We start from the raw sequence: 19,761 nt of genomic DNA, 5'->3' as shown, positions 1-19,761 counted from the left end.
GCAAATCAAGCTTCTCGTCGGTGGCTTGTCTTATCGTTTGGGCATGACTCAAGTCAATGTTTTGCCCGTGGCCGCTGTCCAAGGCCTACCGATGAAGGGCCCCTCAGAGGGGGACCGCCTGAAGCTGCTGGACGATCCGCAGGAATGGGCCGCATTCAGCTTGCCTGAAAAGTCCCAGGCTGGTTGCTGGAGCTCGAGTGTGGTGTTTGAAGGCATGCACTGCGCCGCCTGTGCCATCACCTTGGAGGATGCCTTGCGCGCTGTACCGGGTGTCGAGTCGGTGCAGGTCAATGCCGCCAGCCACCGGGGCCGCATTGTTTGGTCCCCCGATCAGACACGTCCTTCAGAGTGGATGCAGTCCGTGGCGCGTTTTGGCTACAAGGCCATCCCCGCCAACGATGCCCATGCCCACGAGTGGCGACGCCAAGAGGCCAGGCGCATGGTGTGGCGCTTGTCGGTGGCGGCACTTTGCATGATGCAGGTGATGATGTACGCCACGCCGGTGTATGTCACCGAGCCCGGTGGCATCACAGACGAGATGGTGCAGTTGCTGCGTTGGGCTTCTTGGGTGTTGTCACTGCCGGTGGTATTTTTCTCGTGCACGCCGTTTTTGCGCAGCGCTTGGCGCGATCTGGTGCACCGCCAAATCAGCATGGATTTGCCAGTGGCCTTGGGCATGGTGGTCACCTTTGTGGTCAGCAGCATCGGCACCTTCGAGCCGACCGGCCCCTTTGGGGCGGAGGTGTACTTCGACTCGCTGACCATGTTCGTTTTCTTTTTGCTGCTGGGTCGCTGGCTGGAGTTGCGCATGCGCGACCGCACGGCGGGCGCGCTGGAGGCCGTGCTCAACCGTTTGCCCGACAGCGTGCGCAAGCGCTTGCCCGGTGGGCAATGGGACTTGATCTCCATTCGACGCTTGGCTGTCGGTGATGTGATCGAGGTCTTGCCTGGTGAAGCCTTGGCTGGCGACGGCTTGGTGGTGGCCGGACAAACGCAGGTGGACGAAGCCTTGCTCACGGGCGAGTCACGGCCTTTGACACGCCAAGTTGGCGACCGGGTGATTGCGGGCAGCCACAACCTCAGCGGCACGATCGAAGTGCAAATCGAGCAAGTCGGTGCCGCCACGCGCTATGCGCAAATCGTGTCCTTGATGGAAAGCGCCGCCCTGTCCAAGCCTGCCATGGCTTTGTTGGTGGACCGCTGGGCCAAGCCCTTTTTGGTAGCGGTTTTGTTGGCCTCTTTGGGCTCGGCCGTTTACTGGTGGCCCACCGACCCTGCCCACGCCTTGATGGTGGCGGTGGCGGTCTTGATCGTGACCTGCCCCTGTGCTTTGTCTTTGGCCACACCGGCGGCCATGCTGGCGTCCGCTGGGGCGCTGGCGCGCAGCGGCGTTTTGGTGCGCAGGCTGGAAGCCTTGCAAAACCTCGCATCCGTGGACACCGTGATCTTTGACAAGACCGGCACGCTCACACGCGATGCCTTTGACGTCGCGCAGATCCATGTCCGAGATGGGGTGACCCACGAGCAGGCCTTGCTGTGGGCCTCGGCCTTGGCGCGGCATTCTTTGCATCCGGTCTCGCGGGCTTTGTGGTCCGAAGCGCGTCGCCGCGCCGATCAGGCCGAAACCCTGGCCGCTTTGGAGGCCTTCACGGCCAATGAGGTTTCTGAAACAGCGGGGCAGGGCGTCTCGGGCCATTTGGGGGGCGGACTGGGTCGGGTGCGTTTGGGCTCGGCCGCCTATTGCCAAGCCCCCAGCTTTTCAGGCACCCATTTGCAAGTCAGCTTGGCCGATGGCGCGGGCTGGTTGGCCACCTTTGAATTGGCCGAAGAAATCCGCCCGGAGGCGTTATCTGTGGTCGCCCAACTCCAAGCGCTGGGGCTGTCTCTCAAGGTTTTGTCGGGCGATGCGCAAAGCGCCGTGGCCCAAGTGGCCAGGGCGGTGGGCATTGCCGACGCGCAAGGCGCCTGCAGCCCGCAAGGCAAATTACAGGCCGTTCAGGCTTGGCAAGCGCAAGGTCACAAGGTGGCCATGGTGGGCGATGGCCTCAACGATGGGCCGGTGCTGGCGGGGGCCGATGTGTCATTCGCTCTGGGTCAGGCCGTGCCCTTGGCGCAGTCCAAAGCGGACTTTGTGCTGATGGGCGGACAGCTTCAGGTGCTGGTGCAGACACTTTTGCGCAGCCGCCTGACCCTGCGCATCGTCAAGCAAAACCTGCTGTGGGCGGCTGTTTACAACGCGGCGTGCATCCCTCTGGCCTTGATTGGGTTGTTGCCGGCTTGGGCGGCGGGTTTGGGCATGGCGCTGAGCTCGCTTTTGGTGGTGCTCAATGCGCTGCGCTTGTCCCAAGACCTGCCCTCGCAGACCTTGGGCGCATGAAAGAACAGACATGGACATTTTGTATTTGTTGATTCCGCTGTCGGTGGGCTTGGTGTTTTTCATCCTCGCTGGCTTGTGGTGGGCCATTCACCGCGGTCAATTTGAAGACATTGAGGCCGAAGGTGAGCGGATATTGCGCAACGATTGATATTGATCAAGTGGCTCAGGTGTACACCCGGGCAAACTCGGCTGGAAGTTTTTAAAAAAGAAGAGGTGAAAATGAAATTTGCCAATATGCAGGCCACTTCGTACAACGACACCGTTGTGCGGCAGTTCGCCATCATGACGGTGGTTTGGGGTGTGGTGGGCATGCTGGTGGGCGTGATCATCGCGGCCCAGCTGACCTGGCCCGAGCTGAATTTGGGCATCCCATGGCTCAGCTACGGCCGTTTGCGCCCGCTGCACACCAACGCGGTGATTTTCGCGTTTGGCGGTTGCGGCTTGTTCGCTTCGGCCTACTACGTGGTGCAGCGCACTTGTAACGTGCGCTTGTTCAGCGACAAACTGGCCGCTTTCACGTTCTGGGGTTGGCAATTGGTCATCTTGTTGGCCGCCATCTCCTTGCCCTTGGGTTACACCAGCGGCAAAGAATACGCCGAACTCGAGTGGCCCATCGACATCCTGATCACCTTGGTCTGGGTGGCGTTTGCCGTGGTGTTCTTTGGCACCGTGGGCACCCGCAAGGTGCGTCACATTTATGTGGCCAACTGGTTCTTTGGCGCCTTCATCATCGCCGTGGCCTTGCTGCACCTGGTCAACAGCGCTGCATTGCCCGTGGGCATGATGAAGTCCTACTCGGCCTATGCCGGTGTGCAAGACGCCATGGTGCAGTGGTGGTATGGCCACAACGCGGTGGGCTTCTTCTTGACCGCAGGCTTCCTGGGCATGATGTATTACTTCATCCCCAAGCAAGCGGAGCGCCCTGTGTACTCGTATCGCCTGTCGATCGTGCACTTCTGGGCCCTGATCTTCACCTACATGTGGGCCGGTCCTCACCACCTGCACTACACCGCTTTGCCCGACTGGACCCAGTCGATTGGCATGGTCTTCTCGCTGATCCTTTTGGCACCCAGCTGGGGCGGCATGATCAACGGCATCATGACCTTGTCGGGTGCATGGCACAAGCTGCGTGACGATCCGATCCTGCGCTTTTTGATCGTGTCCCTGTCTTTCTACGGCATGTCCACCTTTGAAGGTCCGATGATGTCCATCAAGACCGTCAACGCGCTGAGCCACTACACCGACTGGACCGTGGGCCACGTGCACTCGGGTGCCTTGGGTTGGGTGGGTTTGGTGACCATGGGTTCGATGTACTACCTGATTCCCCGCCTGTTTGGCCAAAAGAAGATGTACAGCGTCAAAGCCATCGAACTGCACTTTTGGACCGCCACCATCGGCATCGTGATTTACATCGCTGCGATGTGGATTGCCGGTGTGATGCAAGGCCTCATGTGGCGCGCTGTCAACGCGGACGGCACCTTGACCTACACCTTTGTGGAGTCCGTCAAAGCCACTTTCCCCTTCTATGTCTTGCGTCTGCTGGGCGGCTTGTTGTACCTGGGTGGCATGGTGGTCATGCTGTGGAACACGATCAAGACGGCCACACAAGGCCGCTCGGTTGAAGTTCAGATTCCCAGCTTGACGGCCCACGCCTGAGGAGAAATAAAACATGGCTGAAAACAAAAAATCGGGCGGTCTCTCCCACGAAAAAATCGAGACCAACAACTTCTTGATGATTGTGCTGATCCTGATCGTGTTGCTGTTTGGCGGCATGGTCGAGATCGTGCCCCTGTTCTTCCAGAAGTCCACCACCCAGCCGGTGGAGGGCCTCAAGCCCTACACCGCACTGCAGGTGGCCGGTCGTGATGTGTATGTGCGCGAAGGTTGCTACAACTGCCACTCGCAGATGATCCGTCCCTTCCGCGCTGAAACCCTGCGCTACGGCCCTTACTCGGTCGCAGGCGAATTCGTGTACGACCACCCCTTCCAGTGGGGCTCCAAGCGCACAGGTCCTGACTTGGCCCGCGTGGGCGGCCGCTACAGCGACGAATGGCACCGCATCCACTTGACCAACCCCCGTGACGTGGTGCCAGAGTCCAACATGCCTGCCTACGCCTGGTTGGCCAAGACCCCGGTGGACGGCGCCAGTTTGCCAGCCCACATGAAAGGTCTGCGTACATTGGGCGCGCCTTACAGCGACGAGGAAATCGCCAAAGCCACAGACGACGTCAAGGACAAAACCGAGTTGGACGCCGTGATCGCCTACCTGCAAGTGTTGGGCATTCACCGCAAATAAATGGAGGCACAAATGGACATCAATACCCTGCGCTCCATCGTGACCGTCATCACTTTTGCCGTGTTCATCGGCATCTTGTGGTGGGCCATGTCACGCCGCAACCAAGCCAACTTCGACGAAGCCGCGCAATTGCCGTTTCGTCAGGATGACTGAACTGTCCTCAGCCCATAAAAATTTAAAGGAATCGATATGAGTGACTTCATCAGCAATTTCTGGCACTTGTATGTGGCCGGCATTTCGCTTGTCAGCATCATTGCCTGCTTGATCCTGCTTTGGTTCAGCGGCAAAGCCAAGGCCATGACGGCCAACGACAACACCACCGGCCACGTGTGGGACGGTGACCTGCGTGAAATGAACAACCCGCTGCCTCGCTGGTGGGTGGGTTTGTTCATCATCACCATCGTGTTTGCGTTCATTTATCTGGCCATGTACCCCGGCGCTGGCAACAACGCTGGCAAGTTCGGTTGGACGTCCGCTGGTCAATACGACGCGGAAGTGGCCAAGGCCAACGCGGAAGTGGCGCCTTTGTACGCCAAGTTTGCAGGCATGTCGGCAGAAGAAGTGTCCAAAGACCCCCAGGCCATGGCCATTGGCGACCGTTTGTTCATGAACAACTGTGCCCAGTGCCACGGCTCTGACGCCCGCGGCAGCAAAGGCTTTCCGAACCTGAGCGATGGCGACTGGTTGCACGGCGGTGCGCCCGACAAGATCAAGGAAACCTTGGTCCAAGGTCGTGTCGGTCAGATGCCGCCCATGGCCGCCGCAGTGGGCACACCAGAAGACGTGCGCAACGTGGCCCACTATGTGCTCAGCCTGTCGGGCAGCCCCCATGACTCCCTTCGTGCCTCTTTGGGCAAGTCCAAGTTTGGTGCATGTGCGGCCTGCCACGGCATGGACGGCAAAGGCAACCAGACCATGGGTGCGCCCAACTTGACCGACGATGTCTGGTTGCACGGTTGGGGTGAAAACGCCATCGTCAACATGATCAACAACGGCAAGGTCAACCAGATGCCCGCCCAGGCTTCGAAGTTGACGGAAGGTCAGATCCATGTGTTGGCTTCCTATGTGTGGGGCTTGTCGAACAAGCCAGCAGCAGCCCAGTAAGCTTTGAACCAAGACACCCCCGGCGGGTGTCTTGTTTTTTGAAAGTACGCGTTTTGAACTCCGAAGAAAAATCGCCTCGCAAGATCGTTCCCATCGTTCCCGTCAACGATGCAAGCGAGGACGATGTGCAGATGGTGTCGCTCTATGCCGCGACACAGAAAATCTACCCCCGCAGCGTGCAAGGCATTTTTGCCAAATGGCGCTGGGTCATGGTGGTGCTGACACAACTGGTTTTTTACGGCTTGCCCTGGCTCGAGTGGGGTCAACGCCAAGCGGTGCTCTTTGATTTGGGCGCACGCCGTTTCTATATTTTTGGTTTTGTCCTCTACCCGCAGGACTTCATTTACCTGACCGCGATCTTGGTGATCTCGGCTTTCTCGCTCTTTTTGTTCACGGCCGTGGCTGGCCGACTGTGGTGTGGTTATGCCTGCCCACAAACGGTGTACAGCGAAATTTTCTTGTGGGTGGAGCGCAAAGTAGAAGGCGATCGCAGCGCACGCATGCGTCTGGACGCCACGAACATGACGCTAGAGAAGCTGGTCAAGAAATGCTACAAGCACTTGGTGTGGCTCGCCATCGCCATGTGGACGGGCTTCACCTTTGTGGGGTATTTCACGCCCATCAAGCTGCTGGGTATGGAGTTTTTCTTGGGCAATATGGGCTCCTGGGAAGTTTTCTGGGTGTTCTTTTATGCCTTGGCCACCTATGGCAATGCCGGCTTCATGCGCGAGCAAGTGTGCAAATACATGTGCCCCTATGCACGCTTTCAAAGCGCCATGTTCGACAAAGACACTTTGATCGTGACCTACGACGCCGAGCGCGGTGAACCCCGAGGTGCACGGTCCAAGAAAGCCGATCCTGCCGCGCTGGGCTTGGGCGCTTGCGTGGACTGCAGTTTGTGCGTGCAGGTCTGCCCCACGGGCATCGACATCCGCAAAGGCTTGCAATACGAATGCATTGGCTGTGGCGCTTGTGCCGATGTGTGTGACACCGTCATGGACAAGGTGGGCTATCCGCGTGGTTTGGTGAAATATTCGACCGAGCACGCCATGAAAAACAAATGGACCAAGGAGCAGACCCTGCGCCATGTGTTCCGTCCGCGTGTGATTTTGTACATCGGCATCCTCACGGTGGTGATCGTGGCGCTGCTGACCAGCTTGAGTTTGCGCAAGCCCTTCAAGGTGGACGTGGTCCGAGACCGGGCTTCTTTGGCGCGGATTGTGGCGGGCGGCAAAATCGAAAACGTCTACCGCTTGCAGATCATGAATGCGGCCGAAAAAACGATGCAGTACCACCTGAGTGTGGATGGCCTGCGTGGCGTCGACATGGCCACCGACAGCAACGTTCAGGTCAAGTCGACCGAATCGCGCTGGGTCTCGGTGCGGGTCCAAGTGCCTTACGATGCCGCAGAGCCTGGCTCTCACCCTATTGAATTTCGCATCCAGTCGTCTGACGAACAAGGCCAGTCGAGCAGCGAGCTGACAGAAAAATCGGTCTTCCTCGTGCCCCGTTGAATTTTGAAAAAAGGTATCCCATGTCCAACACCCTGACCCCAACATCTCGCCGCTGGTGGTCTTATGGCCACGTGTGGATGGTCATTGCAGGCCCACTCGTGGTGGTGGTGGCCAGTTTTGTGACCTTTTACCTGGCAGCCCATGGGCAAGACCCCGTCATGTCTACCCAAGAGCAGATCAGCGACGCCAAAGGCGCTGGCAATGCCTTGGCACCGGCGATACAAGCCCGAAACCATGCGGCCACAGGCGAGCTGCCCCCCGCCAAAACAGCCAACAAGCCCTGAGGCTGCCAAGGAGACAAAGATGTTTGCAAAAAGAATGATGTGGATCGCGTGGCCTGCCTTTTTGGTGGCGGGCTTGTTGGAAGTGCTTGTGTTTGGTCTGGTGGACCCCCAAGACCTGGAGTGGTTTGGCCATCCCTTGGCCTTGTCGCGACAAGCGGTTTACACCCTATCTTTCTTCGCGTTCTGGGTGTTGACCATGGTTTCCAGCGGCTTGACCACGCTGCTGTCCATGTCGCCTTTTGAGGTGAACCGCTGCCCCGTCGAGCCTGATCAACGTCCTGCCGATTGCGCCCGGGACGGCTCCGGCTGCTGCTGAACGCAAAGGGCCGCTGGGGCAGGGCGGCTTATTCGCAATGGGCCTGGTTGTTCACCAGGCGTTGCAGGCCTTCGGTGCTCAAGATGCGCACGTGGCGTTGTTTGACTTCCACGATCTCTTCTTCCACAAACTTGGAAAAAGTCCGGCTCACGGTCTCGAGCTTGAGGCCCAGGTAGCTGCCGATTTCTTCGCGGGTCATGCGCAAGACCAGTTCGGATTGAGAAAAACCGCGGGCGTGCAAGCGTTGCACCAGGTTCAGCAAGAATGCGGCCAGTCGTTCTTCGGCCCGCATGCTGCCCAAGAGCAGCATCACACCATGCTCGCGCACGATCTCGCGGCTCATGATTTTGTGCACATGGTGCTGCAAGGCGTTGACTTCGCGTGAGAGTTCTTCGATGCGGTCAAAAGGCATGACGCAAACTTCGGCGTCTTCCAGGGCCACCGCATCGCAGGTGTGCTGGTCGTTCACGATGCCGTCCAGACCAATGATTTCGCCTGCCATTTGGAAACCAGTCACTTGATCACGACCGTCTTCGGTGGCCAAGCAGGTTTTGAAAAAGCCTGTGCGGATGGCGTAAAGCGAGGTGAACTTTTCGCCGTTGGTGAACAAGGTGCTGCCGCGTTTGACCTTGCGGCGCACGGCCACCAACTCGTCTAAGCGGCTCATGTCTTGATCGCTCAAGCCCACGGGCATGCACAACTCGCGGAGGTTGCAGTTGGAGCAGGCGACTTTGATGGCTTGTGGGTTCATGGTCTTATCTCGTCATTGACAAAAAACTTCTTGCCTTGGATCAAGACTTGAGCTTAATACGAAAACTGTGCTACTCGGCAGGGTATACCTGTAAACCGACAAAAATCACAGTTAACCCTTAAGAAGATTGACTTGCGTCAACACGCTGCGGATCGCTTGCAGGCAAAGTACAAGCTGTTCTGAACACGATTTGATTAAAGGGTGGGCTCATGTCCCTCATCACGCCTGATTTGCTGACACGATTCGATGTCCCTGGGCCGCGTTACACCTCTTACCCCACAGCGGACCGCTTTGTGGAAGCGTTTGGCGAAACCGACTATCTGCAAGCCTTGGACCAACGCGCATCGAGCGCCATTGGCAAGGCCGCGCCCTTGTCCTTGTATGTGCACATCCCGTTTTGCGAATCGCTGTGCTATTACTGCGCCTGCAACAAAATCATCACCAAGCACAAGGACCGCGCCGAGACCTATCTGCGCTACCTCACGCGCGAGGTGGAGCTGCACACCGCCCACCTGGGCTTGGGCCAGTCGGTCAGCCAATTGCACTTGGGCGGTGGCACACCCACCTTCTTGAGCGACGACGAGCTGCGCGAGTTGATGCACATGCTGCGCCGCCATTTCGATTTTGTGCCCGGTGGGGAGTATTCCGTTGAAGTCGATCCCCGCACGGTGGACGAAAAGCGTCTGGCCGTTTTGGCCGAGCTGGGCTTTAACCGCTTGAGTTTTGGGGTGCAGGACTTTGACCCTGCGGTGCAAAAAGCCGTGCACCGCGTGCAGCCTGCGCAGCAGGTGTTTGAGCTGGTGGCCGCAGCGCGGCGCCTGGGTTTTGAGTCCGTCAACGTCGATTTGATTTACGGACTGCCCTTGCAGACCCCAGAGTCGTTTGAGCGCACCTTGGCCCAGGTCAACGCGCTCAGGCCGGACCGGATTGCGCTGTATGCCTACGCGCATTTGCCCGAGCGTTTCAAGCCTCAGCGGCGCATCCATGCGGCGGAACTGCCATCGGGTGGGGCCAAGGTGGCCATGCTGTCACGCTCGCTGGATGCGTTCACCGAGGCCGGTTATGTCTACATCGGCATGGACCACTTCGCCTTGCCGGGCGACGCCTTGGCGGTGGCCAAGCGGCAAGGGCGCTTGCACCGCAATTTTCAAGGCTACAGCACCCAGGCCGATTGCGATTTGATCGCCTTGGGCGTTTCCTCCATCGGCCGTGTCGGCGCCACTTACAGCCAGAACGCCAAGACCATGGAAGAGTATTGCGATCTGCTCGATCAAGGCCATTTGCCCGTGGTGCGCGGCTTGGCCCTGACGCGTGACGATCTGATCCGCCGCGCCGTGATCATGGCGCTGATGTGTCAAGGGCAGCTTCAGTTCGAGTCGATCAACTTGGCCTGGCTGGTGGACTTCAAAAAATACTTTGCCAATGAACTGGCGCAACTGGAGACCCTGCAAGCACAGGGCTTGGTGCAGCTCAGCGACACCGGCATCCAAGTGAGCGCCATGGGCTGGTTTTTTGTGCGCGGCGTGGCCATGGTGTTTGACCGCTACCTGCAAGCCGATCGCAACCGCACGCGCTTTTCCAAAATCATCTGAGCTAGGATCGACGCCATGGGCTGCGCTGAATGCAGCTGGGACAATTCATGCAAACTTCTTTGGCCATCACCGGATTGATGATGGGGGTCTTGGGTGGCCCCCACTGCTTGGCCATGTGCGGTGCGGCTTGCGCGGGTCTGGGACAGGCGGCCGGTGAGCAAAGATTGCGTGCACTTTGGGCCTTTCAGATCGGGCGCTTGCTGGGTTATTCGCTGTTGGGCGGGCTTGCGGCCTACAGCGTGCAAGGCTTGGGTTGGCTCACCACGCAATCGGCGGCTTTGCGGCCCCTGTGGAGCTTGCTGCATTTGACCGCCATTGCTTTGGGTGGGGTGTTGGTGGTGCAAGCGCGGCAACCGGTGTGGTTGGATGTTGGGGCGCGTCGCTTGTGGTCACGGGTGCGTGCTTTTCACCAACGCTCTGGGGTTGCCGCGCCTGGCGTGGTGGGCGTGCTGTGGGCACTCATGCCTTGTGGCCTGCTTTATTCAGCCGTGATGGTGGCGGCATTGGCAGGCAACCCTTTGAACGGTGCTGCCAGCATGGCATTTTTCGCTTTGGGTTCCAGCTTGAGTTTATGGACCGGGCCTTGGGTGCTCTTGCGCCTGCAATCGGTGGGTGACGGTGCATGGGGCGTGCGCCTGGCCGGCTTGGCCTTGGTCGCCATGTCGTCCTGGGCTTTGTGGATGGGTTTGGTGCATGACCAAGCCCCTTGGTGTGCAGTGGCTTGATGAGCCCAGTTTCAATCAGGCGCTCAAGCCTTTGTAGAGCATGTAAGCGGCCAGCACATAAAGAATGCTGGCAAAGACTCGCTTGAGCTGTTTGACCGGCAGTTTGTGCGCTGTGCCCGCGCCCACCGGGGCCATGGTGACGCTGCACACCGCAATGACCACCAAGGCGGGCAGCCACAGGTAGCCAAACGAGTAATCGGGCAGGTTCTGCACGGTTTGGCCACTGACGATGTAGCCCGCCACATTGGCCAGGGCAATCGGAAAGCCCAAGGCCGCACTGGTGGCCACCGCATTGTGGATGGCCACATTGCACCAGGTCATGAAAGGCACGCTGATGAAACCACCACCTGCGCCGACCAAACCGGACAACAAACCGATCAAGCCACCGGCGCCCAACTGACCCGTGAAACCGGGCATCTGTCGTGTCGGTGCAGGCTTTTTGTCCAGAAACATCTGCGTGGCAGAAAAGCCGACAAAAGCCGCGAAGAACAATGCCAGCGAAGCGCCTTTGACAAAGGCAAAAATCCCCATGCTGCCAACCAGGCTGCCGATCACGATGCCGGGGGCCAGGCCTTTGACCAGATCCCAGCGAACCGCTTTCTTCTTGTGGTGCGCACGCACACTCGAGACCGAGGTGAAGATGATGGTGGCCATCGATGTGGCGATCGCCATTTTCACGGCGAGGTCCGGGCTCACACCGCGCTGGCCCAGCAAATAAGTGAGAAAGGGCACCATGATCATGCCGCCACCAATGCCGAGCAAGCCCGCCAAAAAGCCAGTGCACAGGCCCAAAACGGCCAATTCGGCCAGCAAGGTTGGTTCGATGATCATGTTCGCAGGGGAAAGAGTGAAGAAGGTGTCTGCAAGTGCCGCCGGGCCGTCATCCTGAACCGGGGGTTCAGGTGGGCGAGGGCAGACTGGCGTTGGGTTCATCTGACGCGAGACGATCACGCTCACCAGCCAATGTACCAAGCCCGGGCTCTAAGAGCATTGGTTCAAGGAAATATAAAGCCCGGCGCGCACCGCAGACAGGCGGATTGTAGGCCCTTGACGGACCGTGCGGGTCACTCAGAGCAATTGGCCGTCGGATTCAATGGCCCGATCGAGGCGCTGCAGCAATTGGTTCAGACGCGCTTGGGTTTCTGGGGTGGAGGTACTAGCAGCGGTGGGCGCAGCGGGGGCGGGGGCTGCATCACCTTGGTCAAACGCCAAGTTCAAGGCCGCCAGAACGGCGATGCGGTCGCGGGCCTTGATCTTGCCGGCGTCGCGGATTTTGCACATGGCCACATCGACTTTTTGCACGGCCGCCTGCAAGCGGGCTTCGCCGCCTTCGGGGCAGCCCAAGATGTAGCTTTGGCCCATGATTTGGACCTCGATTTGTTTGGCGCTCATTCGGAAGCCTCTGGGGTCGCAGCGGGTGTGGCTTGGGGCAGACGTTCGATCAAGGCATCCACACGGGCGCGGGCCGCAGACAAGCGTGACTTGAGCTGGTCGCGCTCCAGCGTGAGGGCCTGCACTTGCTGGCTCAAAAGGGCCTGTGTGCGTTGCAACTCTTCGTGGCGCAGCAAGAGGTGATCCACGCGTTCGGCAATCTGATCGATGGTGTCGGGATGGGCCATGGCAATCAATTTATCAAAATTGGCCCCATTGTAGGCCTTGGCAAACTCTGTAGGCTGCGCGACAGCTTGGGGCCTAAAATGGTCACCAGTTGGTGCTCGCGAAGCCGGTTCACGGCCCGCAGTTCAACGGGAAGCAGGAGGGACAAGCCACCACGGCCCACCTAACCTGCGCTGCCCCCGCAACGGTAAGCAGACGGGTCTTCATTCATGTGAAGACTCCGCTTTCATCTCAAACCACTGATGGCCCTGAAACAGGCCGCCGGGAAGGTGATGAAGGTCGCTCTGTCAGCCCGGATACCGGCCAACAAGGTGACCTGTCGCATGGCAGGTTGTAAAGCCCAAGCACTGTCGGGGAAGGCGGTGAGGGCGTTTTGACTTGTTAGTGATTCATGAAAAATCGTACTATTCGTGCACGCTCTTCGGTGCCTGTTCTTTCCATTTTGTCGTTGGCTGTGGGCACGGCCCTGCATGCGCAAACCATTGAAATCAATCCGGTGGTGATCACGGGCGCTCGCATGGAGCAGCAGTTGTCGCAGGCGCTGACTTCTGTTTCTGTGATCACACGTCAAGAAATCGAAAAATCCCAATCCCCCACGCTGGCTGATTTGCTGCAAGGCGAGGCCGGTTTTGAATTTGGACGCAATGGTGGACCAGGTACGACGACGTCGTTCTTTTTACGTGGCCAAAACAGCAGCAACGTTGTGGTGATGATCGATGGGGTTCGTTCTCAAGTGGATTCTTTGGGGGCACTTCAAGTGTTGGACGTGCCGTTGTTTCAAATTGAGCGCATTGAAATTTTGCGCGGAAATGCCAGTGCTTTGTATGGCGATGCGGCCATTGGCGGCGTGATCAGCATCACCACCCTCAATGGCAAAGGGACCCCTGCGGCCTATGGCTCCGTGACTTACGGCTCGCGCAACAGCCTCGATGCTTCTGTCGGATACGGTGGCAAGTCTGAGGATTACCGTTTCAATGTTCTGGCAGGTATCAAGAAAACGGACGGTTTCTCGGCGATCAATACTCAGCAGCAAGCTGCAGCCAACCCAGACCAAGATGGTTACAGTGGGCAGTTCATGGCTGCGCGTGTTGAGAAACTGCTGAGCCAGGACGCCACAGTTGGCGTTCGTTTGCAAGGTGCACGATCAACCGCAGACACAGACAATGCCTGGGCCAATTCGCCACTGGATACACATCAATTTAAAAAACGCAACAGCAGTTTGGGCTTTTTTTGGCGTCAGTCGTTCACTGCCGATTGGGTCAGTCAACTGGACCTGACAACTTCATCATTGGGTTATGAAGACATTGAAAATGGTCAACGCTTGAATTCTTATGGCTTGTTTGAAGGCAGACAAAATCTTGCACGCTGGTTCAATACCTGGCAAGCGGGCGTCAATACGGCAGTCAACTTTGGTGCAGATGTCACCAGTGAAAACTTCAAGGTGGATCAGGGTAATGCCTATGACATGCAGCGTGATGCCAATGGCGTTTTTGCTGGCGTGACCCAAAAGTTGGGCGCATTCACGGCGCAGCTGAACGCGCGCCATGACGATCTGAAGGTGCAAAACATGGAGCCAGGTTTGGCGTCCAGCAGTAATCGGTCGGGTGCAGACACGGGTCTTTTGGGTTTGGGTTATGCCATCACCCCGCAATGGTCTGTGACAGGTACGGTTTCTACGGGGTTCAGAGCACCCACCGCATCCGAGGTGTCCAAAAACGCTCAGCTCAAACCAGAAACGCATCAAAGTTCAGAAATTGGCGGCAGCTACTCGGCGGAAACCCTTTTGGTCCGTGTGGTTTATTTTGACACCCGAACCACCGATGCTATTGTTTACAAGCCCCTTCAGGGCTGGGAATACACCTATGAATCGGTGGGCCGTGTGAGTAACAAAGGGGTGGAGGCCACTTTACGGGCCCAATGGCGTGGATACAGCCTCAAGGCTTCTGTGGTGAATCAGGACCCCATGAATGATGTGAGCCACAAATCGCTGGATCGCAGAGCTCAAAACTATGGCGCCATCGATGTTTCGCGTTCCTTCGGTACCTATGACGCCGGCGCCAGACTTTATGCCTCCGGGGCGCGTCCTGATGGCACACACACTTTGGCGGGCTACAGTCTGTGGTCCTTCTATGCCAGCCGTAAGATCGACGACAACTGGACGGCGCGCTTGCGCATGGACAATGCTTTCGACAAGCAGTATCAACTGGCTTATGGTTACAACACCCCCGGCCGAGGGCTGTTTGCCACCTTGCAATACAGTCCCAAGTGATGTCCCCAGCCGCTCTTGCCCCTCAACGCATCGTGTGCCTCACCGAAGAGGCCACGGAGTGGCTTTACCTCTTGGGGCAAGAGCAGCGCATTGTGGGCATCTCGGGCTACACGGTGCGCCCGCGCCGGGCCCGTGAGGAAAAGCCCAAGGTCAGTGCTTTCTTGAGCGCCAAGATCGACAAGATCTTGGCGCTCAAGCCCGATTGTGTGTTTGGTTTTTCGGACCTGCAGGCCGACATTGCGAGCTTGCTGATCAAGGCGGGCGTGCAAGTCACCATCTTCAACCAGCGCAGCGTAGACGAGATTTTCTCGATGCTGTACCAGGTGGCGGCGATGGTGGGGCAGGCCGAGCAGGGTCTGCAAAAACTGGCCTTCATGCGTGCAGAGCTGGATGCCATCGCGCACAAGGCATCTCAATTCAAGCGTCGCCCCAAAGTGTTTTTTGAGGAGTGGGACGAGCCCCACATCAGCGGCATTCGCTGGGTGTCAGAACTCATGGGCATTGCCGGCGGGGACGATGTGTTCCCTGAATTGGCGGTGCAATCCATGGGGCGTGACCGCATCATTGCCGACAGCCAGACCATCATCGACCGTGCACCGGACATCATCATTGGCTCTTGGTGCGGCAAGAAATTTCGCCCCGAAAAGGTCGCCGCCCGCGCGGGCTGGCAAGACGTGCCAGCCGTGCGCAACGGGCAGTTGTTTGAGATCAAGTCGGCCGACATCCTCCAGCCGGGGCCTGCATCCCTGACCGATGGGGTGGCGCAACTGCACCGCATCTTCAGCCAGTGGGAGGCGCAATATGCCTAAGGCCCGTCACTTCCTGGCCTTGTTCCTGAGCTGTTGGTTTTGGAGTGCGCAAGCCATCACCGTGCAAGGCGATGGCGCGCAAAAGCTGGAGATCGCCAAAGCGCCGCAACGCATCGTCAGCTTGCTGCCTTCGCTGACTGAAACCGTTTGTGCTTTGGGTGCGTGCCAGCGCTTGGTGGGCCTGGACCGTTACTCGAATTGGCCAACATCCCTCAAGAACTTGCCCCGTGTGGGCGGTGGGCTCGATCCGAACATCGAAAGCATCGTCGCGCTCAAGCCCGATTTGGTGCTGGCCGCAGGGTCAACCCGGGGGGCTGAGCGTCTGGAGGCGCTGGGCCTCAAAGTCTTGCGTTTGGAGCCACGCACCCATGCCGATGTGGAGCGGGTGCTGCGCACCGTGGCGCAAGCCTTGTTTGTTTCTGAGGCCGACAGCCAACGGGTCTGGCGCGAGATCCAGTCTGGCGTGCAGTCTGCGGTGGCCTCGCTCAGCCCCAAAGCACGTGCGCAAAAAGTGTATTTCGAAGTCAGCCCCGCGCCATATGGCGCCAGCGCCTCGTCCTTCATTGGCGAGACCTTGATCCGCATGGGCATGCACAACATCTTGCCCGCCGAGATGGGCACCTTCCCCTTGGTCAACCCCGAGTGGGTGGTGCGTGCGCAGCCGGACGTGATCATGGCCGGCGACAGCAGCCGCGCCAGCATGGTGCAGCGCCCCGGTTGGGCTGCGCTTGCCGCCATCCGTGAGCAACGCTTGTGCGTGTTCAAGCCCGATGACTCCGACATGCTGGTGCGTGCAGGCCCACGCATGGCCGAGGGGGCGCGGCTCATGGCCGAGTGCCTCAACCGTGTGACGGCGACAGGCCAGGGCCCCCAACGATGACACCTTCTCCCCACGCACACCGTTTGGCTTGGCTCTTGCTGGTCTTGGGCTGCGCCGTGGTGCTGTTGGGCGCTTCAGCGGGCAGCCAAGGCTGGCAGCCCGGCTGGTGGATGGCCAACGATCCGGTGTCGGAGCAAATCGTGTGGGACATCCGTTTGCCCCGCAGCATGGGCGCTTGGCTGGGGGGCGCTTTGCTGGGTCTGGCCGGTGCGGTGGCGCAAGGCTTGTTTCGCAACCCCCTGGCTGATCCTTACCTGCTGGGCAGTGCCTCGGGCGCTTCTTTGGGGGTGGGCGCCTACCTGAGTTTGTTTGGTGGCAGCGCTTGGGCCATGACCTGGTGGATGGGCCTGGGCCTCACGGGGGCCGCCTTTTTGGGCGCTGTGTTGGCGGTGCTGCTCACCTTGCTCTTGGCGCGTGGTGTGCAGCAAACCTTGCGTTTGCTGCTGGCCGGTGTCGTGGTGGGCGTGGTGCTGGGGGCCGTGACGTCCTTGCTCTCTTTGTTGCAGCCCCAAGTGCTGCAAGCCATGCAGGGCTTCATGCTGGGCTCAACGGCTTTTGTCAGCTGGGCCGCTTGCGCCACCTTGGGTGCAGTGCTGGTGGTGTGCCTGCTGCTGGCCTGGGCCTTTGCCCGCGTGCTGGACGCGTTGACGCTGGGCGAGTCCACCGCCCAAAGCCTGGGGGTGCCACTGCGGCAGGCCAGGCTGGTCTTGGTGGGCGTGATTTCTTTGGCCACGGGTGCTGCCGTGGCGCACATCGGTTTGGTCGCCTTTGTGGGATTGGCTGCGCCGCACTTGGTGCGCTCGCTGGTGCGCAGCACCCATGCTTGGGCTTTGGGGCTCGCGGCCCTGATGGGGGGCGCTTTGCTGGCCATGGCCGATGTTTTGGCGCGTGTGCTGTTTGCCCCGCAAGAGTTGCCCGTGGGGGTGTTGACCGCGGTGCTTGGCGGGGGCTATCTTTTGTGGCGGGTGTACCGCGGCTCCGGAGGTGCGCGATGAAGCACGCCGTGCAAACCCAGCACTTGTCTGTGCAACTCGGTGGCCGCCCGGTTTTGCACGGCCTGAACCTGCAGATCGCCGCTGGGCGCTGGACCTGTGTGCTGGGGCCCAATGGGGCAGGCAAATCCACCTTGCTCAAAACCTTGGCGGGGCTCTTGCCCCACACCGGCCAAGTGCTCTGGCAAGGTCAGCCCCTCGAGTCGATCGAGCGGCGTTCGCGCGGTTTGCAGCTGTCCTGGTTGGGCCAAAGCGAATCGACCACGCTGGATCTGCGTGTCTGGGATGTCGCCATGCTGGGCCGCTTGCCGCACCAAGGCTGGTGGGGCACGCCCACCTTGAAAGATGCCGAGATGGTGGAGGCCGCCCTCAAAGCCACACAAGCTTGGGACTGGCGCGAACGCACGCTGGGCGAACTGTCGGGCGGCGAGCGCCAGCGTGTGCTGCTGGCCCGTGCCATGGCAGGCAATGCACCGCTGATGCTGATGGACGAGCCCTTGGCCAATCTGGACCCGCCGCACCAGGTGGACTGGTTGGAGCAGGTGCATTGCCTGATCGCACAGGGCACCACGGTGGTGAGCGTGCTGCATGAGATTGGGATGGCTTTGCATGCCGATGAGGTCATCGTCATGGACCAGGGCCAGGTCATTCACCATGGTGCCTGCAGTGATCCCCAAACCCATACGGCCATTGAAGCGGTGTTCAACCACCGCATCCGCATCCATGCGCTGGACGGCCAATGGGTGGTCTTGCCCCGCACCACATGACAGCCCGCTGCATCATGGTGCTGGGCACCGCCAGTGGCGCTGGCAAGAGCTGGCTGGTCACGGCGCTGTGCCGCCACTACGCGCGTCTGGGCCTCAAAGTGGCGCCTTTCAAGGCGCAGAATATGAGCAACAACGCGCGGGTGGTGGCTTCGCAACAGGGCTTGGGCGAGATCGGTTCGGCGCAATATTTCCAGGCCTTGGCGGCCCAGGCCGAGCCCGATGTGCGCATGAACCCTCTGCTGCTCAAGCCCGAGGCCGACACGCGCAGCCAAGTGGTCTTGCTGGGCGAGGTCAGCGATGAGCTCTCCAACACCCCTTGGCACGAACGCAGCGACAAAGTCTGGCCGGCCATCGCAGCGGCGCTGGACGAGCTGATGGCGCACAACGATGTGGTGGTGATCGAAGGCGCAGGCTCGCCCGCCGAGATCAACCTGATGCACAGCGACATCGTCAACCTGCGCGTGGCCCGCCATGCCCAAGCCAGGTGCCTGTTGGTGACCGACATCGACAAAGGCGGCGCCTTTGCCCACCTGTACGGCACGTGGGCACTGTTGCCGCCCGAGGATCAGCAGCGCATTCAAGGCTTTGTGCTCAACAAATTCAGGGGCGATGCCAGCTTGCTGAGCCCGGCGCCCGAAATGCTCCAGCAACTGACCGGCGTGCCCACTGTGGCGGTTTTGCCCATGTGGTGGCAGCACGGTTTGCCCGAGGAGGACGGCGTTTTCGATGAACGCAGCCTCGGCTCTGGCGCTGTGACGAAAACGGTGGCCGTGATCGCTTACCCCCGCATCAGCAACCTCGATGAATTCCAGCCGCTCAAGAACGTGCCCGGTGTGCGCCTGATTTGGGCGCGCAGCCCCGCGGATCTGGCAGCCTTGAAGCATTCCGACTGGGTGATCCTGCCCGGCAGCAAACACACCAGCAGCGACTTGGCTTGGCTGCGCCAGCAGGGGCTCGACGCGGCCGTGGCCCTGCACGCCCAGCAGGGTGGGGCGGTGCTGGGTATCTGCGGTGGCCTGCAAATGCTGGGCGAAGCCCTGATCGACACGTTCGGCATCGACGGCAACGCGCCCGGTCTGGGCTTGCTGCCCCTGGTCACGCAGTTCGCGCCAGACAAGACCGTGAAGAAAACCCAAGCCCAGTTCGCCGCTGTGCAGGGGCCATGGGCGGCCCTTTCAGGTGTCGAAGTCTCGGGCTACGAGATCCACCACGGACAGACCCAGGGGCACACGGCCATGCTTGCGGCTGGCGCGGTCTTGCATGAAGTCATGCCGGGACTGGCCTGGCAAAGCGGCGACGGTCAGGTGCTGGGCACTTACCTGCACGGCTTGATGGAATGCCCGGCAGTGCTACAAGCCCTGTTTGGTGCGCAGACACCCACGCTGGAGACAGTCTTTGAGGGCTTGGCCGATTTCATCGGGCAGCACTTTGAGCCCCAGGTCTTGGCCAGCTTGGTGGCGCCTTGAGG

Annotated in this window: 21 protein-coding genes, 1 other RNA gene and 1 riboswitch; of the genes, 17 read left to right on the top strand and 5 right to left on the bottom strand. The window is 59.7% G+C overall.

Features of this window, described 5'->3' with window-relative positions:
• Positions 1-43 precede the first annotated feature (43 nt).
• The 9 genes from QLQ16_RS07480 (at position 44) to QLQ16_RS07440 (ending at position 7,891) form a co-directional block, all read left to right on the top strand.
• Positions 44-2,377: a heavy metal translocating P-type ATPase gene (locus tag QLQ16_RS07480; protein ID WP_431310394.1), complete on the top strand. Its 2,334-nt coding sequence runs from the start codon at positions 44-46 to the stop codon at positions 2,375-2,377.
• A gap of 10 nt (positions 2,378-2,387) precedes the next feature.
• Positions 2,388-2,525, top strand: coding sequence for a cbb3-type cytochrome oxidase assembly protein CcoS (gene ccoS, locus QLQ16_RS07475; RefSeq protein ID WP_089960903.1), 138 nt, complete (start codon positions 2,388-2,390; stop codon positions 2,523-2,525).
• A gap of 71 nt (positions 2,526-2,596) precedes the next feature.
• On the top strand, positions 2,597-4,033 hold the full coding sequence (gene ccoN, locus QLQ16_RS07470; RefSeq protein ID WP_283224065.1) for a cytochrome-c oxidase, cbb3-type subunit I: 1,437 nt from the start codon (positions 2,597-2,599) through the stop codon (positions 4,031-4,033).
• Positions 4,034-4,046: 13 nt separating this feature from the next.
• A complete protein-coding gene (ccoO, locus tag QLQ16_RS07465) occupies positions 4,047-4,673 on the top strand; it encodes a cytochrome-c oxidase, cbb3-type subunit II (RefSeq protein ID WP_283224064.1) in 627 nt (208 codons plus the stop codon).
• Between the two features lie 12 nt (positions 4,674-4,685).
• On the top strand, positions 4,686-4,826 hold the full coding sequence (locus tag QLQ16_RS07460) for a cbb3-type cytochrome oxidase subunit 3 (RefSeq protein WP_283224063.1): 141 nt from the start codon (positions 4,686-4,688) through the stop codon (positions 4,824-4,826).
• A 36-nt stretch (positions 4,827-4,862) separates the two neighbouring features.
• Positions 4,863-5,777, top strand: coding sequence for a cytochrome-c oxidase, cbb3-type subunit III (gene ccoP / locus QLQ16_RS07455; RefSeq protein WP_283224062.1), 915 nt, complete (start codon positions 4,863-4,865; stop codon positions 5,775-5,777).
• Between the two features lie 53 nt (positions 5,778-5,830).
• Positions 5,831-7,291 carry a cytochrome c oxidase accessory protein CcoG gene (gene ccoG / locus QLQ16_RS07450; RefSeq protein ID WP_283224061.1) on the top strand — a complete coding sequence of 487 codons (1,461 nt, stop codon included), beginning with the start codon at positions 5,831-5,833 and terminating at the stop codon, positions 7,289-7,291.
• Positions 7,292-7,311: 20 nt separating this feature from the next.
• Positions 7,312-7,575 carry a nitrogen fixation protein FixH gene (locus QLQ16_RS07445; protein WP_283224060.1) on the top strand — a complete coding sequence of 88 codons (264 nt, stop codon included), beginning with the start codon at positions 7,312-7,314 and terminating at the stop codon, positions 7,573-7,575.
• A 19-nt stretch (positions 7,576-7,594) separates the two neighbouring features.
• On the top strand, positions 7,595-7,891 hold the full coding sequence (locus QLQ16_RS07440) for a hypothetical protein (protein WP_283224059.1): 297 nt from the start codon (positions 7,595-7,597) through the stop codon (positions 7,889-7,891).
• A 28-nt stretch (positions 7,892-7,919) separates the two neighbouring features.
• On the opposite strand, the gene fnr is transcribed toward QLQ16_RS07440, so the two are convergent.
• Positions 7,920-8,642 carry a fumarate/nitrate reduction transcriptional regulator Fnr gene (gene fnr, locus QLQ16_RS07435; RefSeq protein ID WP_283224058.1) on the bottom strand — a complete coding sequence of 241 codons (723 nt, stop codon included), beginning with the start codon at positions 8,640-8,642 and terminating at the stop codon, positions 7,920-7,922.
• Positions 8,643-8,851: 209 nt separating this feature from the next.
• Between fnr and hemN the strand changes: the two genes are divergently transcribed.
• Together hemN and QLQ16_RS07425 are read left to right on the top strand one after the other, a co-directional pair.
• On the top strand, positions 8,852-10,234 hold the full coding sequence (gene hemN, locus QLQ16_RS07430; RefSeq protein ID WP_283224057.1) for an oxygen-independent coproporphyrinogen III oxidase: 1,383 nt from the start codon (positions 8,852-8,854) through the stop codon (positions 10,232-10,234).
• A 47-nt stretch (positions 10,235-10,281) separates the two neighbouring features.
• The gene (locus tag QLQ16_RS07425; protein ID WP_283224056.1) at positions 10,282-10,959 is read left to right on the top strand and encodes a sulfite exporter TauE/SafE family protein; all 678 of its coding nucleotides are present in this window, start codon (positions 10,282-10,284) and stop codon (positions 10,957-10,959) included.
• Positions 10,960-10,974: 15 nt separating this feature from the next.
• On the opposite strand, the gene QLQ16_RS07420 is transcribed toward QLQ16_RS07425, so the two are convergent.
• The 4 genes from QLQ16_RS07420 to QLQ16_RS07405 form a co-directional block, all read right to left on the bottom strand.
• The gene (locus QLQ16_RS07420; RefSeq protein WP_283224055.1) at positions 10,975-11,790 is read right to left on the bottom strand and encodes a sulfite exporter TauE/SafE family protein; all 816 of its coding nucleotides are present in this window, start codon (positions 11,788-11,790) and stop codon (positions 10,975-10,977) included.
• 22 nt (positions 11,791-11,812) lie between these two features.
• Positions 11,813-11,993, bottom strand: a non-coding RNA gene (gene ssrS, locus QLQ16_RS07415) — 6S RNA.
• Between the two features lie 34 nt (positions 11,994-12,027).
• Positions 12,028-12,351 (bottom strand): cell division protein ZapA, encoded by a 324-nt coding sequence (locus QLQ16_RS07410; RefSeq protein WP_283224054.1) that lies wholly within the window; start codon positions 12,349-12,351, stop codon positions 12,028-12,030.
• Complete coding sequence (locus QLQ16_RS07405; RefSeq protein ID WP_283224053.1) at positions 12,348-12,578, bottom strand: DUF904 domain-containing protein; 231 nt, start codon at positions 12,576-12,578, stop codon at positions 12,348-12,350. Before QLQ16_RS07405 ends, QLQ16_RS07410 begins: the two co-directional genes overlap by 4 nt.
• 73 nt (positions 12,579-12,651) lie before the next feature.
• Positions 12,652-12,899: riboswitch (cobalamin riboswitch) on the top strand.
• A 68-nt stretch (positions 12,900-12,967) separates the two neighbouring features.
• On the opposite strand from QLQ16_RS07405, the gene QLQ16_RS07400 reads away from it, so the two are divergent.
• From QLQ16_RS07400 to QLQ16_RS07375, 6 genes are read left to right on the top strand one after another with little or no spacing between them, the layout of a single operon-like run.
• Positions 12,968-14,845, top strand: coding sequence for a TonB-dependent receptor domain-containing protein (locus QLQ16_RS07400; RefSeq protein ID WP_283224052.1), 1,878 nt, complete (start codon positions 12,968-12,970; stop codon positions 14,843-14,845).
• Positions 14,845-15,654, top strand: a complete 810-nt coding sequence (locus QLQ16_RS07395; protein WP_283224051.1) for an ABC transporter substrate-binding protein — start codon at positions 14,845-14,847, stop codon at positions 15,652-15,654. Before QLQ16_RS07400 ends, QLQ16_RS07395 begins: the two co-directional genes overlap by 1 nt.
• A complete protein-coding gene (locus QLQ16_RS07390; protein WP_283224050.1) occupies positions 15,647-16,534 on the top strand; it encodes an ABC transporter substrate-binding protein in 888 nt (295 codons plus the stop codon). Before QLQ16_RS07395 ends, QLQ16_RS07390 begins: the two co-directional genes overlap by 8 nt.
• Entirely contained in the window at positions 16,531-17,529 is a 999-nt protein-coding gene (locus QLQ16_RS07385) for a FecCD family ABC transporter permease (RefSeq protein WP_283224049.1), read from the top strand. Before QLQ16_RS07390 ends, QLQ16_RS07385 begins: the two co-directional genes overlap by 4 nt.
• The gene (locus QLQ16_RS07380; protein ID WP_283224048.1) at positions 17,526-18,293 is read left to right on the top strand and encodes an ABC transporter ATP-binding protein; all 768 of its coding nucleotides are present in this window, start codon (positions 17,526-17,528) and stop codon (positions 18,291-18,293) included. The genes QLQ16_RS07385 and QLQ16_RS07380 overlap by 4 nt, the downstream gene beginning before the upstream one ends.
• Entirely contained in the window at positions 18,290-19,759 is a 1,470-nt protein-coding gene (locus tag QLQ16_RS07375; RefSeq protein ID WP_283224047.1) for a cobyric acid synthase, read from the top strand. Before QLQ16_RS07380 ends, QLQ16_RS07375 begins: the two co-directional genes overlap by 4 nt.
• The last annotated feature ends 2 nt before the right edge of the window (positions 19,760-19,761 follow it).

The organism is Limnohabitans lacus (genome assembly GCF_030053395.1).
GTDB lineage: Bacteria > Pseudomonadota > Gammaproteobacteria > Burkholderiales > Burkholderiaceae_C > Limnohabitans_A > Limnohabitans_A lacus.
Note: the sequence above shows the minus strand (reverse complement) of the source record. Positions and strands in the feature narration are given on the sequence as shown.

Bases quoted from the DNA above. Each gene is read 5' to 3' on its own strand.
- QLQ16_RS07480 (WP_431310394.1), top strand. From the start codon at position 44: ATGACTCAAGTCAATGTTTTGCCCGTGGCCGCTGTCCAAGGCCTACCG.
- ccoS (WP_089960903.1), top strand. From the start codon at position 2,388: ATGGACATTTTGTATTTGTTGATTCCGCTGTCGGTGGGCTTGGTGTTT.
- ccoN (WP_283224065.1), top strand. From the start codon at position 2,597: ATGAAATTTGCCAATATGCAGGCCACTTCGTACAACGACACCGTTGTG.
- ccoO (WP_283224064.1), top strand. From the start codon at position 4,047: ATGGCTGAAAACAAAAAATCGGGCGGTCTCTCCCACGAAAAAATCGAG.
- QLQ16_RS07460 (WP_283224063.1), top strand. From the start codon at position 4,686: ATGGACATCAATACCCTGCGCTCCATCGTGACCGTCATCACTTTTGCC.
- ccoP (WP_283224062.1), top strand. From the start codon at position 4,863: ATGAGTGACTTCATCAGCAATTTCTGGCACTTGTATGTGGCCGGCATT.
- QLQ16_RS07445 (WP_283224060.1), top strand. From the start codon at position 7,312: ATGTCCAACACCCTGACCCCAACATCTCGCCGCTGGTGGTCTTATGGC.
- QLQ16_RS07440 (WP_283224059.1), top strand. From the start codon at position 7,595: ATGTTTGCAAAAAGAATGATGTGGATCGCGTGGCCTGCCTTTTTGGTG.
- fnr (WP_283224058.1), bottom strand. From the start codon at position 8,642: ATGAACCCACAAGCCATCAAAGTCGCCTGCTCCAACTGCAACCTCCGC.
- hemN (WP_283224057.1), top strand. From the start codon at position 8,852: ATGTCCCTCATCACGCCTGATTTGCTGACACGATTCGATGTCCCTGGG.
- QLQ16_RS07425 (WP_283224056.1), top strand. From the start codon at position 10,282: ATGCAAACTTCTTTGGCCATCACCGGATTGATGATGGGGGTCTTGGGT.
- QLQ16_RS07420 (WP_283224055.1), bottom strand. From the start codon at position 11,790: ATGATCATCGAACCAACCTTGCTGGCCGAATTGGCCGTTTTGGGCCTG.
- QLQ16_RS07410 (WP_283224054.1), bottom strand. From the start codon at position 12,351: ATGAGCGCCAAACAAATCGAGGTCCAAATCATGGGCCAAAGCTACATC.
- QLQ16_RS07405 (WP_283224053.1), bottom strand. From the start codon at position 12,578: ATGGCCCATCCCGACACCATCGATCAGATTGCCGAACGCGTGGATCAC.
- QLQ16_RS07400 (WP_283224052.1), top strand. From the start codon at position 12,968: ATGAAAAATCGTACTATTCGTGCACGCTCTTCGGTGCCTGTTCTTTCC.
- QLQ16_RS07395 (WP_283224051.1), top strand. From the start codon at position 14,845: ATGTCCCCAGCCGCTCTTGCCCCTCAACGCATCGTGTGCCTCACCGAA.
- QLQ16_RS07390 (WP_283224050.1), top strand. From the start codon at position 15,647: ATGCCTAAGGCCCGTCACTTCCTGGCCTTGTTCCTGAGCTGTTGGTTT.
- QLQ16_RS07385 (WP_283224049.1), top strand. From the start codon at position 16,531: ATGACACCTTCTCCCCACGCACACCGTTTGGCTTGGCTCTTGCTGGTC.
- QLQ16_RS07380 (WP_283224048.1), top strand. From the start codon at position 17,526: ATGAAGCACGCCGTGCAAACCCAGCACTTGTCTGTGCAACTCGGTGGC.
- QLQ16_RS07375 (WP_283224047.1), top strand. From the start codon at position 18,290: ATGACAGCCCGCTGCATCATGGTGCTGGGCACCGCCAGTGGCGCTGGC.